The 16,331-nt window shown below is 40.7% G+C and carries 7 protein-coding genes and 1 pseudogene; 4 read left to right on the top strand and 4 right to left on the bottom strand.

Going from position 1 to position 16,331, the window contains the following annotated elements; genetic code table 11:
* The coding region (locus SAGCYANO_RS13900; RefSeq protein ID WP_202220621.1) for a precorrin-8X methylmutase at nt 1–233 on the top strand (233 nt) is incomplete at its 5' end.
* Nucleotides 234–591: 358 nt separating this feature from the next.
* A complete protein-coding gene (cobI, locus tag SAGCYANO_RS13895; protein ID WP_202220620.1) occupies nt 592–1,290 on the top strand; it encodes a precorrin-2 C(20)-methyltransferase in 699 nt (232 codons plus the stop codon).
* Between the two features lie 238 nt (nt 1,291–1,528).
* Here the strand turns inward: cobI and SAGCYANO_RS47555 are convergent, their stop codons facing one another.
* From SAGCYANO_RS47555 to SAGCYANO_RS13885, 3 genes are all read right to left on the bottom strand, one after another.
* A complete protein-coding gene (locus SAGCYANO_RS47555) occupies nt 1,529–1,660 on the bottom strand; it encodes a hypothetical protein (protein ID WP_255502560.1) in 132 nt (43 codons plus the stop codon).
* Nucleotides 1,641–2,270, bottom strand: coding sequence for a response regulator transcription factor (locus tag SAGCYANO_RS13890; protein ID WP_202220619.1), 630 nt, complete (start codon nt 2,268–2,270; stop codon nt 1,641–1,643). Before SAGCYANO_RS13890 ends, SAGCYANO_RS47555 begins: the two co-directional genes overlap by 20 nt.
* Nucleotides 2,271–2,598: 328 nt before the next feature.
* Entirely contained in the window at nt 2,599–3,834 is a 1,236-nt protein-coding gene (locus SAGCYANO_RS13885) for a sensor histidine kinase (RefSeq protein WP_202220618.1), read from the bottom strand.
* Nucleotides 3,835–4,398: 564 nt separating this feature from the next.
* Between SAGCYANO_RS13885 and SAGCYANO_RS13880 the strand changes: the two genes are divergently transcribed.
* Nucleotides 4,399–4,785: a Spy/CpxP family protein refolding chaperone gene (locus SAGCYANO_RS13880; protein ID WP_202220617.1), complete on the top strand. Its 387-nt coding sequence runs from the start codon at nt 4,399–4,401 to the stop codon at nt 4,783–4,785.
* A 499-nt stretch (nt 4,786–5,284) separates the two neighbouring features.
* Here SAGCYANO_RS13880 and SAGCYANO_RS13875 read toward each other — a convergent pair.
* A pseudogene (locus tag SAGCYANO_RS13875) lies at nt 5,285–6,640 on the bottom strand (RNA-guided endonuclease InsQ/TnpB family protein).
* A gap of 287 nt (nt 6,641–6,927) precedes the next feature.
* Here SAGCYANO_RS13875 and SAGCYANO_RS13870 point away from each other — a divergent pair.
* The coding region (locus SAGCYANO_RS13870) for a VCBS repeat-containing protein (protein ID WP_202220616.1) at nt 6,928–16,331 on the top strand (9,404 nt) is incomplete at its 3' end.

The raw sequence follows: 16,331 nt of genomic DNA, 5'->3' as shown, positions 1-16,331 counted from the left end.
TTGGTAATGCACCGACGGCACTTTTTCACTTACTAGAAATGCTGGATGAGGGAATGGCAAAACCTGCCTTGATTTTAGGCTTTCCTGTGGGATTTGTGGGTGCAGCGGAATCAAAAGCTGAACTGGCAGCAAATAGTCGAGGTGTTCCATTTATTACTCTCCATGGAAGACGTGGAGGTAGCGCGATCGCCGCTGCAGCGGTGAATGCTTTAGCAAAGGAGAGCGAGCTATGATATGGGGAGTAGGGGAGTGGGGGAGTAGGGGAGTAGGAGAGTAGGAGAGATGGAACTTTTTTTTATATCAAATCCGGTAGCATCGGTGTTATTCAACATTAAAGATAAGAGTCTATATTGTAGGGGCGAATGGCCATTCGCCCTTAGAGGTTGTTTGTAAAGAATTATGAAGTGTTTTTCCCCCTGGCAAATTGGATATTTCAGCCGATAAAATCTGGGACAATAACCAATTAAAGGGCAATTATTGTACATTACAAAACTTTACAAACAGTCTCTTACCCATTGTATGATGATTGACAGAATTATATTACTCCGAAGCCAACGAATTTGATATTATACCGAATTAAGCGAATTTGATATGACAAAATTAGGACGACTGTACGGATTAGGTATTGGACCTGGCGATCCAGAGTTGCTGACTTTGAAAGCACACCGCATTTTGACTACTGTTCCGGTAATTGCTTACCCTATTTCTGAAAATGGCAAAGCTTTAGCACGGGCGATCGTCTCGGAGTTTATTCGTCCTGACCAGATAGAAATTTCTATGTCTTTACCGTTTGATGTTAAGCGATCGCCACAACCTTATTATGATATAGCTGCTAAAAAGATTGCTGAACACTTAAAAGTAGGGACAGATGTGGCGGTGTTGTGTGAAGGGGAACCAATGCTTTATGGTTCATTTATGTATCTTTTTCAACGACTTTCAACACAGTTTCCTACTGAAATTGTCCCGGGAATTTCTTCTACAATGGCAAGTGCTGCTATGCTGGGCGTGCCAATTACTTATCACAATCATGTGTTGAGTATTATCCCCGCTACTTTGGATGAAATTACTTTGAGCGATCGCCTTGCTGTTGTTGATGCGGCGGTTATTATTAAATTAGGGAGGCATTTTACTAAAGTCCGTAGGGTTATCGATCGCTTAGGGTTATTGCATAGGGCACTTTATATTGAAAGGGCAACTCAATCAAATCAGCGAATTGTTGACATTACTGAGGTTGAGCAAGGGGATGTTCCTTATTGGTCTTTGATTTTGATTCCTAGTCAAATGGAGTAGGGGAGTCATTTCAGTTATCAGTTATCAGTTATCAGTTATCAGTTGTGAGAGAGTGGGGGAGAGGGAGAGAGGGGGAGACGAAGACGCGGAGTAGGGGAGTGGGGAGTGGGGGAGTGGGGAGACGCGGAGACACGGAGAGGGGGAGAGGGGGAGACACGGAGTAGGGGAGAGGGGGAGACACGGAGACGTGGAGAAGGGGAGATTGAATATTGAAGTAATATCATGTCCGGATAATCAGTTATAAAAAAAACTTCTGGCTTTGAACCAATATTCCCTTCTGCCTTCTGCCTTCTGCCTTCTGCCTTCTGCCTTCTTCCTTCTTCCTTCTTCCTTCTTCCTTCTTCCTTCTGCTATAAAATTGAATGGGCAAAAATAGCAGCTTGAGTGCGATCGCGTAAATTTAACCTCCTGAGAATATTAGTAATATGATTTTTTACAGTCTTCTCAGAAATATAGAGAGTTTTGGCTATTTCTCGGTTATTTGCACCAGAAGCAATTAATTTTAAAATTTCTTGTTCTCTTGGTGTTAATTCTTGCCAATTTTGGGGAAGGTTACTAACAGGAATTGCCATTTGAGAAATAGCTTTTTTGCCTATGCCAGGTCCTAGTTGTGTATAACCTTTAAATACAGCTTTAATTGCCTGACCTAATTCTTCTGAGGGTGTGTCTTTTAGTAAATATCCTGCTGCTCCATATCTCAATGCTTGGGTCACATATTGCTCGTCGTCAAATGTGGTTAATATTAATATTTTTACTTCTGGGAAACGCTGACAAATTTCTTTAGTTGCTGCTACTCCATCCATTATTGGCATTCGTACATCCATTAAAACTACATCTGGTTGTAGATTTTCTACTTGATTTATTGCCATTTCTCCATTTTCGGCTTCTCCTATTATTTGTAAATAATTTTCTAACTTTAATAAAGCTTTTAATCCACGTCGGATTAAGTTTTCATCATCGACTAATAATACTTTAATCATAATTTATACCAATTTTATTTAAGGGAATAAGGAGTCGGGAGCAGGGAGAATAGATAAATTTACTTTTGAAGAGAGTATAAGTTTAATACCCTAAATTTCACTCGTGATGTCTACAATTGCTGAGGATTTGCAGAAAAGGAATGGCAAATTTTTAGTATCCTTATCTACTTTCAACTTTCACAAGGGGTGAGGTAGATCGACGATCCCCCTAAATCCCCCTTAAAAAGGGGGACTTCCGGTTTCCCCCCTTATCAAGGGGGGTTAGGGGGGATCTCCGGCAGTGTACATCACATTTACTGAGAAATGCTATATTTAAAGAGACATGATATTAGTTTATACGAATCAAGGGAAAATCAGCAATTATTTTACATCCTGTATTAGGAGAGGTAAGAATCTCGAATTTACCTCCTAATGCTAAGGCACGTTCTTGCATTCCCTGTAAACCAAAACCAGTAGTATTTTGGTTTAAATTAAATCCTTTGCCGTTATCTTGAATGATTAAATGTAATTTTTTTGTGGTAAAAATATTAATTTCTACGGTGGTTGCTTCAGCATATTTATAAATATTAGTTAATGCTTCTTGCACTATACGATAAACAGCAATTTTTAATTCATTATCGGGAGAAGAATTGAGATTTATATTGCTCGTGGGTAAAATACCAGTAGATTTATGAAAATCTGCTATTAAAGTAGCGATCGCTGATTCTAAAGATTGATTTTCCCACCAGTTAGACCGTAGAGTTGCTACTGACTGACGTACTTCATTTAATGCTTTTGAGCCTAGTTGTTTAGCATCTGCTAAAAATTCTATTGATTCTTGTGGTTCTGATTTTCTCAGCTTCCAAGCTGCTTCTAAACTAACATTTAAAACTGTTAAATAATGCCCTAGGGAATCGTGAATTTCTCTGGCAATCCGATTTCGTTCTTCTAGAGCAGCAATATTTTCTATTTTCAGGGCATATTGTCGTAGTTTTTCATTGGCAATTGCTAATTGTTCTCGACTTTTTCGTTCTGACATTATTGCTTTTACTAATAATTGTAAGAAAACTATTACTAATCCAAATAAAATTATTGAACTTAATATAACTAAGATAAATCTTTCTCTAGCAAATAATGGTAATCTTGTCAGTTTGTGTAATTTTTGAATTTGGATAAATGTGAATAAAGAAAATACAAATATATTAATAATTAAATTTTGTTTTCTTTCAAAAATAAAGCAATCTCGAATTACCAAAATTATACATAATATTGGAGATAGACGCAGATTACTCAGGAATGACATTAAAATAATTAGACTAATTTCGACGGCAGTATAAATAATTTTATTTGAGCGGGATTTATTGATAGGTAAAAATAGTCCCATCAGGCTAAATACTAGCAGGAGAAAAAGATTGATAGAGAGTGAATTTGAGATTTCTATTGTGTGAATATGTCGTATTATCCGGCGACCACCATAGAGAGGAAATTTTAAAGTTTCACTCATGGCAATAATAATCAGTAAAATCCATTCTAAGTAGAGTAAAAAACGGATTGGATGTTTAGTTATTTTAGGGAAAATATGCATATTTTTATTTCATTAAAACTCCGATAGATAAATTGCCAGCTCAATAATGATAATTTATATCAAATCCCGTAACATCGGTGTTATTCAATATTTAAAGAGTAGGGGCGAATGGCATTCGCCCTAGCCCTATATTGTAGGGGCGCCATTAGGAGTTTTGCGTTAGTAAATGGCTATTCGCCCTTACACATTGTATGACCATCGACAGAATTATATTACTCCGAAGCCAATGGATTTGATATTACTCAATAACTAAATTTTTTCCTTCTTCCTTCTGCTATATTCCGAAGATAAGGAATTTTATTAAAACCCTAAAATTAGTAAAGTTAAGGAGACATTTAATTATAGCAGTTGAAGGAAAAGTTAGGACATATCACAAGCTTAAAACTAAAACAAAGTAATATGTTTCCCTCTTCCTTCTTCCTTCTTCCTTCTTCCTTCTTCCTCCTTCCTTCTTAGGACTAAAGTCCTAGATAAAATTAGGACTTTCAGCTCTGGTTGTTTACGAGCGATCGCCTATAGGATTAAAACAGTAAGCACCTAATACATGGAGTTTAAAAAAGTCTCATGAAACGTCAATCTTTTTCTCTATTATTGTTTGGCATTGTTGCCACTATTTTATTTGCTAATCCTTTAAAAGTTAATGCTCATCCTAAAAATTTGAATCTGACTCCTGAACAAAAAACTCAGTGGGAAGAAATTCGAGCGCAAAGCAAAGCTCAAATGCAAAATATTCTGACTCCTGAACAGCAGCAACAGCTACAAACTTTAACTTCACAAGGTCAACGTCCCCGCAGAGCAATGAAAGAGTTAAATCTTTCTGAGGAGCAGAAAACTCAGATGCGCGAAATTATGCAGTCATCCAGGGAGCAAATGGCGAATATTTTAACTGAAGAGCAACGAGAGCAGTTTCGTCAACATATGCAAATGCGGGGACGGAGGAGTCAGGAGTGAGGGAGTAGGGGAGTAGGGGAGTAGGGGAGTGGGGAAGTGGGGAGTAGGGGAGTAGGGGAGTAGAATACCCACCCTAACCCCTCCCAGGAGGCAGGGTCTATTTATTGTCACGAGAGAAAAAGAAGTAGGGGAGTGGGGGAGTGGGGGAGTAGGGGATGGCGAAGTAAGGTCAATTCATCGTCAAGAGAGAAAAATTGTATCCTTAGTTTTGTAATATACAATGATTGACCATTAAACTGTAACAACTTGGTTATTTATCCCAGATTTGTAGGCTGAAATACCCAATTTGCGAGGGGGAAAAACACTTCATAATTCTTTACAAACAACCTCTTAACTTAAGCATATATCTTTTCGGAGAAAGACATTTCCAATCATCAAAAATAAAATCAATTATTGTAGATAAATCATCAATTATTCCCCTCCTGGGAGGTGTTAGGGGTGGGTTCCCTATTCCCTACTCCCTACTCCCTACTCCCTACTCCCTCTTTTCTGGAGAGAGCTAAAAGATACGGTTAGGGGTTCTATATAGATTGACATCCTCCCGACGCTGCACTTGCGTGACAGCGCGGGATTCCTTAACATCACTGTTAGGGGCTTTCTGTTTCCTCCTCCGGAGGAGCTGCGCTAACATAGCACCCGCCTTCTGAGATTTACTCCCAGAAGGTCTTACGGTCGCTCCACAGACTGACACTGCGAGTCCCGCAGCCTTCTTGGTGGGCGTTCCTTTGCGTCTGACGCCGACGCGGGTTCCCATCCGCAAAATGTTTATACTTGCATTTATATCTCGATCATGGTGAGTGCCACACTCTGGACAATCCCACTCTCTAATATTTAGAGGCAATTTCTCCACTACATGACCACAATTAGAACAGCGCTTAGAAGAAGGGAAATATCTGTCAATTTTAATTAATTGGCGACCGTACCATTCTGCTTTGTATTCTAATTGCCTGACTAATTCTCCCCAGTTGGCATCACTTATTGCTTTAGCTAATTTATGATTCTTGACCATATTTTTTACTGCCAAGTCCTCAACTACAACAGTTTGATTTTCTCTGATTAATTGAGTAGTTAACTTATGGGTATAGTCAATCCGGGAATCTTTAATTTGGGCGTGAATTCTTGCTACTTTGAGTCGTGCTTTTTGATAGTTATTTGAACCTTTAGTCTTACGCGAGAGTGACTTTTGAGCTAACCTCAGTTTTTTGTGTAATTTCTTGAGATTTTTTGGGTTAGCAAATTTTTCTCCATCACTGGTAGTCACTAAACTGGTAATTCCTAAGTCAATACCTATTTGCTTGGTTACTGGCTTAAGCTTCAAATTTCTAGGGTCATTGACTCTAAGGGACAATGACCATCTGCTACTGGGGTCAAGTTTCACTGTAATTGTACTTGGTACACAGTTTTGCGGTAGTTGCCTACTCCATCTGATAGGTAATGGTTCTGCACCCGATCGCTAAATAAACTTGACCATCTTCCCACTTGAACGCTGATTTTGTAAATTCTGCACTACCCCCATGACGCTTTTTCTTGAAGTTGGGATATTTGGCACGTCCACTAAAGAAGTTGGTAAAAGCTGCTTGTAGATGTCTTAAGCCTTGCTGTAATGGAACACTGCTAACTTCTTTTAGGAAATCTAAATCTTCCTGCTGTTTCCAATTGGTAAGCATAGCTGAAGTTTGCTTGTAGGGGCGAACGGCCGTTCGCCCCTACCTCTTTCTTTGTGTTCATACCAAGCTTGAGTTCTCGCTGCCAAAGCTTTGTTGTAGACCAAGCGTACACAACCCAACGTCCTCCGCAACAGATTTTCCTGTTCTAGAGTTGGGTAAAATCTAAATTTGTATGCTTTTTCAACCATCTACTTTTTACTTACTTGAGCTTTTACAGTTTAACAGATTATATGTGAAAACTCAACATTGATTGGTTTTTCCTCCGGAATGCTACGCAAACATCCCGACGCTTCCCTGCGGGAGAGCGCGGGTCTTCAACCAACGTTGAGATAAATACTTAAGCAAGCTAAGAATTTTATACTAATTTTCGTGTTACGAATTGAAGCATTGACTTATATTTGTGGTCTAGCTAAACTGGACTTAGTATAATTACTTAGAATTTATGTTTTTTAAAAATAAAAACATATAAAAAATTATGTCCACTGTTAAAATAACTCAAACCGGAACCCCTAATGAAACTGGTGCAGTAGCAGCAACTTTCACCATAGACAGAGGTACAGACACAGTAGGAGATGTAACAGTATTCTTCACTATCTCTGGCACTGCTCAACAAAACATCGACTACGACATACAAGGAGCGCAGACGGTAGATGGCACAGTGCCCACTGTCACTTTCAATGGAGAAACAGGCAGCGTTGTCATTCCCGATGGACAAACCAGCGTTGACATCAAAGTAGTACCCAGGGACGATACTGTAACCGATACTGACGAAACAGTTATCCTCACCCTGACAGAAGAACCCACAGGAGCGCCCAACCAGTATGATGTGAGTGCGACTCCAGGAGATGAGACGGCAACTCTGACAATTACGGATAATACTAATCCCATATCTAAAGCAGTGGGAGCTAATGAGAAAATCATCTCTACGAATGCTCATGGTGCTGAATTTGTATTTGCAGCGGATGTGGATGGAGATGGGGATGTGGATGTTATAAGTGCTTCAGCCGATGACGACAAAATAGCCCTGTACGTCAACGATGGCAGCAATAACTTCACAGAACAGACCATTTCTACTAATGCTGATCGTGCTGAATCAGTATTTGCAGCGGATGTGGATAGTGATGGGGATGTGGATATTCTCAGTGCTTCGGCCATTGACGACAAAATAGCTCTGTACCTGAACGATGGCAGTAATAACTTCACAGAACAGACCATTTCTACTAATGCTGATCGTGCCGTATCAGTATTTGCAGCGGATGTGGATAGTGATGGGGATGTGGATATTCTCAGTGCTTCCTTGTTGGACGACAAAATAGCCTTGTACCTGAATGATGGCAGCAATAACTTCACAGAACAGATCATTTCTACTAATGCTAATGGTGCCTTTTCAGTATTTGCAGCGGATGTGGATAGTGATGGGGATGTGGATATTCTCAGTACTTCTATATATGACAACAAAATAGCTCTGTACCTGAATGATGGCAGCAATAACTTCACAGAACAGACCATTTCTACTAATACTGATCGTCCTGTATCAGTATTTGCAGTGGATGTGGATAGTGATGGGGATATGGATATTCTCAGTGCTTCAGTTAATGACCACAAAGTTACTCTGTACCTCAACGATGGTAGCAATAACTTCACAGAACAGACCATTTCTACTACTGCTTATAGTGTCTTTTCAGTATTTGCAGCGGATGTGGATAGTGATGGGGATGTGGATATTCTCAGTGCTTCCTTTAATGACGACAAAGTCGCCATATACCTGAACGATGGCAGCAATAATTTCACAGAACAGGCAATTTCTACTGATGCTGATGGTGCTGTATCAGTATTTGCAACGGATGTGGATAGTGATGGGGATGTAGATGTTCTTAGTGCTTCCTTTAGTGACAACAGAATAACCCTATACGAAACAGTATCCGTCCCTTTTGTTAGCATCACTGCCACAGGAACTCCCACAGAAGCAGGAGCTATCCCAGGCACTTTGACTATAGACAGAGGTACAGAAACTAACGGTGATATTACAGTATTTTTTACCATCTCTGGCACTGCTACCCAAAATATTGATTATGATATTAAAGGGGTTCACACTGTAGATAATACAGTTCCCACAGTAACTTTTGATGGAGAAAAAGGTAGTGTAGTTATTCCTGACGGACAAACCAGCGTTGACATACAAATAGTTCCCAGGGACGATACCGTTGTTGATGCAGCAGAAACGGTCACCCTTACTCTCACAGAAGAACCCCCAAGAGATCGCCAACAGTATGATGTGAGTGCTACTCCAGGGAATGAGACGGCAACTCTGACAATTACGGATAACACTAACCCCGCATCTAAAGTAGTGGGGGCAAATGAGAAAATTATCTCTACGAATGCTGATGGTGCTGGATTTGTATTTGCAGCGGATGTGGATGGTGATGGGGATGTGGATGTTCTTAGTGCGTCACAGAATGACGACAAAATCGCCTTGCACGTCAACGATGGCAGCAATAACTTCACAGAACAGATCATTTCTACTAATGCTGATTCTGCTGCATCAATATTTGCAGAAGATGTAGATGGTGATGGGGATGTGGATATTCTCAGTGCTTCAATTCATGATGACAAAATCGCCTTGCACGTCAACGATGGCAGCAATAACTTCACAGAACAGATCATTTCTACTAATGCTGATGCTGCTTCATCAGTATTTGCAGTGGATGTGGATAGTGATGGGGATATTGATCTTCTCAGTGCTTCAGCCTTTGACGATAAAATTGCCCTCTACCTCAACGATGGGAGCAATAACTTTACACAACAGACTATTTCTACCAATGCTGATCGTGCTGTATCAGTATTTGCCATCGATGTGGATGGTGACGGGGATGTAGATGTTCTCAGTGCTTCAATTGAGGACGACAAAATTGCCCTGTACTTGAATGATGGCAGCAATAACTTCACAGAACAGACCATTTCTACTAATGCTGATGGTGCCTTTTCAGTATTTGCAGCAGATGTGGATGGTGACGAGGATGTGGATATTCTCAGTGCTTCATTGAACGACGACAAAATTGCCCTGTACCTGAACGATGGCAGCAATAACTTCACAGAACAGACTATTTCTACTAATGCTGATAATGTTCGTTCAGTATTTGCAGCGGATGTTGATAGTGATGGGGATGTGGATATTATCAGTGCTTCCTTTGGTGACGACAAAATCGCCATGTACCTCAACGATGGGAGCAATAATTTCACAGAACAGGCCATTTCTACTGATGCTGATGGTGCTGTATCAGTATTTGCAACGGATGTGGATAGTGATGGGGATGTAGATGTTCTTAGTGCTTCCTTTAATGACAACAGAATAACCCTATACGAAACAGTCTCTGTCCCCTTAGTGAGCATCACTGCCGCAGAAACTCCCACAGAAGCAGGGGCAACTCCAGGAACTTTTACTATAGACAGAGGTACAGAAACTAACGGTGATATTACAGTATTTTTCACCATCTCTGGCACTGCTACCCAAAATATTGATTATGATATTAAAGGGGTTCACACTGTAGATAATACAGTTCCCACAGTAACCTTTGATGGAGAAAAAGGTAGCGTAGTTATTCCTGACGGACAAACCAGTGTTGATATACAAATAGTTCCCAGGGACGATACCGTTGTTGATGCAGCAGAAACAGTTACCATTACTCTCACAGAAGAACCCACAGGAGCGCCCCAACAGTATGATGTGAGTGCGACTCCAGGGAATGATACGGCAACTCTGATAATTACAGATAATACTAATCCGACCTCTAAAGCAGTGGGAGCAAATGAGAAAATCATCTCTACCAATGCTGATGGTGCCCGTTCAGTATTTGCAGCAGATATGGATGGTGATGGGGATCTAGATATTATCACTGCTTCACGTGAAGACGACAAAATCTCTCTGTACCTTAATGATGGTAGCAATAATTTCACAGAACAGGTCATTTCTACTGATGCTGATGGTGCCCGTTCAGTATTTGCAGTAGATGTGGATAGTGATGGGGATGTGGATGTTATCAGTGGTTCACGTAACGACGACAAAATTGCCCTGTACCTCAACGATGGCAGCAATAACTTTACAGAACAAACCATTTCTACGAATGCTGATGGTGCATTTTCAGTATTTGCAGCAGATATGGATGATGATGGGGATGTAGATATTCTCAGTGCTTCCTTGTATGACGACAAAATTGCTCTGTACCTTAATGATGGTAGCAATAACTTTACAGAAAAAACTATTTCTACTAACGCTGATGGTGTCCGTTCAGTATTTGCAGCAGATGTGGATGGTGATGGAGATATAGATATTCTTAGTGCTTCACGCTATGACGACAAAATTGCTCTGTACCTCAACGATGGTAGCAATAACTTCACAGAACAGACTATTTCTACTAACGCGGATCATGCTGCATCAGTATTTGCAGCGGATGTGGATGGTGATGGGGATGTAGATATTATCACTGCTTCACGTGAAGACGACAAAATCGCTCTGTACCTCAACGATGGCAGCAATAACTTCCCAGAAGAAAAGATAATTTCTACTAATGCTGATAGTGCTATATCAGTATTTGCAGCGGATGTGGATAGTGATGGGGATGTGGATATTCTCAGTGCTTCACGTCACGACGACAAAATAGCCGTATACATCAACGATGGTAGCACTAACTTCACAGAACAGACTATCTCTACAAATGCTGATGGTGCCCGTTCAGTATTTGCAGCGGATATCGATGGTGATGGAGATGTAGATATTCTTAGTGCTTCCTTTTATGATGACAAAATAACTCTGTATGAAACAGTCTCCGTCCCCTTAGTTAGCATCACTGCCACAGGAACTCCCACAGAAGCAGGAGCTATCCCAGGCACTTTCACTATAGACAGAGGTACAGAAACTAACGGTGACATTACAGTATTTTTCACCATCTCTGGTACTGCTACCCAAAATATTGATTATGATATTAAAGGGGTTCACACTGTAGATAATACAGTTCCCACAGTAACTTTTGATGGAGAAAAAGGTAGCGTAGTTATTCCTGACGGACAAACCAGCGTTGACATACAAATAGTTCCCAGGGACGATACTGTAACCGATACTGACGAAACAGTCACCCTTACTCTCACAGAAGAACCCACAGGTGTACCGGAACAGTATGATGTGAGTGCGACTCCAGGGGATGAGACGGCAACTCTGACAATTACAGATAATACTAACCCCACATCTAAAGCAGTGGGAGCAAATGAGAAAATCATATCTACGGATGCTGATGATGCTCGTTCAGTATTTGCAGCAGATATAGATAGTGATGGGGATGTGGATATTCTCAGTGCTTCCTTTCGTGACGACAAAATCGCCTTGTACGTCAACGATGGTAGCAATAATTTCACAGAACAGACCATTTCTACTAATGCTGATGGTGCCTTATCAGTATTTGCAGCAGATGTGGATAGTGATGGTGATATGGATATTCTCAGTGCTTCACGCAACGACGATAAAATTGCCCTGTACCTCAATGATGGCAGCAATAATTTTACAGAACAGACCATTTCTAATAATGCTAATGGGCCTTATTCAGTATTTGCAGCAGATGTAGATAGTGATGGGGATGTAGATGTTCTCAGTGCCTCACGATATGACGACAAAATCGCTCTGTACCTCAATGATGGCAGCAATAATTTCACAGAACAGACCATTTCTACTAATGCTAATGGTGCCTTATCAGTATTTGCAGCAGATATAGATAGTGATGGGGATGTGGATATTCTCAGTGCTTCCTACAGAGACGACAAAATCGCCTTGTACCTCAATGATGGCAGCAATAATTTTACAGAACAGACCATTTCTACTAATGCTAAGCGTGCCCGTTCAGTATTTGCAGCAGATGTAGATAGTGATGGGGATGTGGATATTCTCAGTGCTTCCTTTCGTGACGATAAAATTGCCCTGTACCTGAATGATGGTAGCAATAACTTTACAGAAAAGGTCATTTCTACGAATGCTGATGGTGCCCGTTCAGTATTTGCAGCAGATGTGGATGGTGATGGGGATATAGATATTCTCAGTGCCTCACGATATGACGACAAAATAGCCGTATACATCAACGATGGCAGCAATAATTTTACAGAACAGACTATCTCTACAAATGCTGATGGTGCCCGTTCAGTATTTGCAGCAGATATAGATGGTGATGGGGATGTAGATATTCTTAGTGCTTCACGCTATGACGACAAAATAACTTTGTATGAAACAGTCTCCCTCCCCTTAGTTAGTATCACTGCCACAGGAACTCCCACAGAAGCAGGAGCTACCCCAGGCACTTTCACTATAGACAGAGGTACAGAAACTAACGGTGACATTACAGTATTTTTCACCATCTCTGGCACTGCTACCCAAAATATTGATTATGATATTAAAGGGGTTCACACTGTAGATAACACGGTTCCCACAGTAACTTTTGATGGAGAAAAAGGTAGCGTAGTTATTCCTGACGGACAAACCAGCGTTGACATACAAATAGTTCCTAGGGACGATACCGTTGTTGATGCAGCAGAAACAGTCACTATTACCCTCACTGAAGAACCTACCGACGCACCAGAACAATATGCTGTAACAACTATTCCTGGAAATGAAACAGCAACCCTAACTATTACAGATAACCCCGAACCAACATCTAAAATAATAGGGGCGAATGAAAAGATTATTTCTACTAATGCAGATCGCCCTGTTTCAGTATTTGCTGCTGACATAGATAATGATGGAGATGTGGATGTTTTAAGTGCATCAAATGATGATGACAAAATTTCCCTTTACCTCAACGATGGCAATAATAACTTCACCGAACAGGTAATTTCAACTAATGCAGACGGTGCTATTTCAGTATTTGCTATAGATTTAGATTCTGATGGAGATGTAGATATTTTAAGTGCTTCCGAGGGTGACAGTAAAATTGCTGCATACCTTAATGATGGAGATAATAACTTCACAGAACAGGTTATTTCTGATACTGCTTATGGTACTGTGTCAGTATTTGCTACTGATATAGACAATGATGGGGATATAGATATTTTAGATACTTCAAGTTATACGAATAGTGCAGCGGTTGGAATGCCTCTCGTAGAGAGTGATGTCCGCCTTTACATCAACGATGGCAACAATAATTTTACCGAACAGGGAGTATCCGCTGAGGCAAAAATTGCTCTCTCTGTATTTGCTGTGGATATTGATAACGATGGGGATATAGATGTTTTAAGGACATCGCCTTATACTTTAGCTGCCTCTCCATTACCAGGCGTTCCTTCACCACCTAATGACAAAACATTAGTCGTTTTCCTGAACGACGGCAACAATAATTTCACCGAACAAGTTATCTCTACTAATGCTCAACTTCCTTTATCCGTTTTTGCTGTAGATGTTGATAGTGATGGAGATGTGGATGTTTTAAGTACATCTGCTAGTGAGGATGAAATTGCCCTTTACCTTAACGACGGTAGTAATAATTTTACAGAACAAGTCATTTCTACTAATGCTGATGGTGCATTATCTGTATTTGCAGCAGATGTTGATAGTGATGGAGATGTGGATATTTTAAGTGCATCTGTTACTGATGATAAAATTGCTGTTTATCTTAACGACGGTAGTAATAATTTTACAGAACAAGTCATTTCTACTAATGCTGATGGTGCATTATCTGTATTTGCCGTTGATATAGACTCAGATGGAGATGTGGATATTTTAAGTGCATCAGGTGATGACGATAAGATCGCTCTCTACGAAACAATATCTGCCCCAGTTTTAAGTAACCTAGACTCTGCTAAATTTACAGAAAATGCCGTCAAGATAGCAGCAGAAATAATAGATAATGATGTTACTCTCACGGCTGAAAACGACAATTTCAATGGCGGTAACATCACTATTAACTATACAGTTGGCAATACTACCGAAGACCAACTCACAGTGGCAAACATTGGTACGGGAACAGGTGAAATAGGATTCGATGGCACAAATATTACCTATGAGGGGAACATCATAGGTTCCATAGATACAGCCAACAATGGTGTTAATGGTTCCGCTCTAATAATCAATTTCACCACTGCTGATGCTACTGTTGCAGCAGTTGAAGCTTTAATAGAAGCCATCAGTTACCAAAATACTTCCGATAACCCTACCGCAAGTCGCACTATATCTATAATAGTTAATGATAACATCCTAGATAGCAATCCTCAAACATCAGAAATAACAATCACTGCCGAAAACAATGCTCCAGTATTAGACAACACCTTAGATGCTACGGGTGCAACCGCCGACATAGCACTAACAGTAGACGAAGATACCACCCCCACAGGAACAGTAGGCAACCTAGTCAGAGAAATAGTCGCCCTGACAACAGGCAACGTCACCGACTCCGATATCAATGCAGTTACAGGTATTGCTATTACTACAGTAGATGAAACAAATGGTACTTGGCATTATACCACAGACGGAGGCACAACTTGGATAGAACTAGGAACAGTATCTGAAACCAGTGCCTTGTTATTAGCAGCAGATGATAACACCCGCCTATTGTTTGCACCAAATCAAAACTATAACGAAACAATAACTAATGGTATAGCATTCCGCGCTTGGGACCAAACATCAGGCACAGTAGGAAATAAAGTAGACGTTAGCAGCAATGGTAATGAAACAGCATTTAGTAGTGATACTGATACAGCCAATGTAACAGTCACTCCAGTCAACGATCCTCCTACTATTACTAGCGATATTACAGCAACAGTAGCCGAAAACACTACCACAGTAACTACTGTAACAGCCGAAGATATTGATGGGGATACAATAACCTATTCTATCACAGGAGGAGCAGACTCCAGCTTATTTGAAATAGACGAAAATAGTGGAGAAATAATATTCAATACAGCTCCTGACTTCGAGTTACCAGCAGATGCAAATCAAGACAACGTTTATGAATTAGAAGTAACTGTATCAGACAGCAATGGTGCAACCGAGAGCCAAACTATTGCAGTTACTGTCACAGACGAAAACGAAGACACACCAGGAATAACTGTTTCTTCTACAAACCAAAGCACAAGTGAAGAAGAGACAACAGCAAGCTTTGAGATAGTATTAAACAATGAATCTACTGATGATGTAGTAGTAGCACTTGCTTCAAATGACACAACAGAAGTCACACCAGGAATAACTGTTTCCTCTACAAACCTAAGCACAAGCGAAGATGAGACAATAGCAAACTTTGAGACAGTATTAAACAATGAATCTACTGATGATGTAGTAGCACTTGCTTCAAATGTCATAACAGAAGGCACAATAGATATTGGCAACCTCGCATTTACTCCTGAAAATTTGGATATTCTCCAAACATTAACAGTTGCAGGAGTAGATGACACAGAAGTAGATGCAAATGTCAACTTTATATTAGAGACAATTGCAACAAGCATTGATAGTGAGGATGATGGTATTACTGTTGCTGATGTTACTGTTACTAACATTGATAACGACACTGAACCCGAACCTACTCCAGAGCCAGAGCCAACTCCAGAACCAGAACCAACACCAGAGCCACAACCTACTCCAGAGCCTACTCCGGAACCAACGCCAGAACCAACACCAGAGCCTACTCCGGAACCGACTCCAGAGCCTACTCCGGAGCCTACTCCAGAACCACAACCTACTCCGGAACCAACTCCGGAACCAACTCCGGAACCAACTCCGGAACCAACGCCAGAACCACTCCGGAACCTACTCCGGAACCTACTCCAGAACCAACGCCCGAGCCTACTCCGGAACCTACTCCAGAACCAACGCCCGCGCCTACTCCAGAGCCTACTCCAGAACCAACTCCGGAACCA

Origin of the sequence: Okeania sp. KiyG1 (genome assembly GCF_014132355.1) — a bacterium.
GTDB lineage: Bacteria > Cyanobacteriota > Cyanobacteriia > Cyanobacteriales > Microcoleaceae > Okeania.
This window is presented reverse-complemented; position numbering and strand designations above follow the sequence as displayed.

Coding starts and splice junctions, on each gene's coding strand:
- cobI (WP_202220620.1), top strand. CDS start 592: ATGACAAAATTAGGACGACTGTACGGATTAGGTATTGGACCTGGCGAT.
- SAGCYANO_RS13890 (WP_202220619.1), bottom strand. CDS start 2,270: ATGATTAAAGTATTATTAGTCGATGATGAAAACTTAATCCGACGTGGA.
- SAGCYANO_RS13885 (WP_202220618.1), bottom strand. CDS start 3,834: ATGCATATTTTCCCTAAAATAACTAAACATCCAATCCGTTTTTTACTC.
- SAGCYANO_RS13880 (WP_202220617.1), top strand. CDS start 4,399: ATGAAACGTCAATCTTTTTCTCTATTATTGTTTGGCATTGTTGCCACT.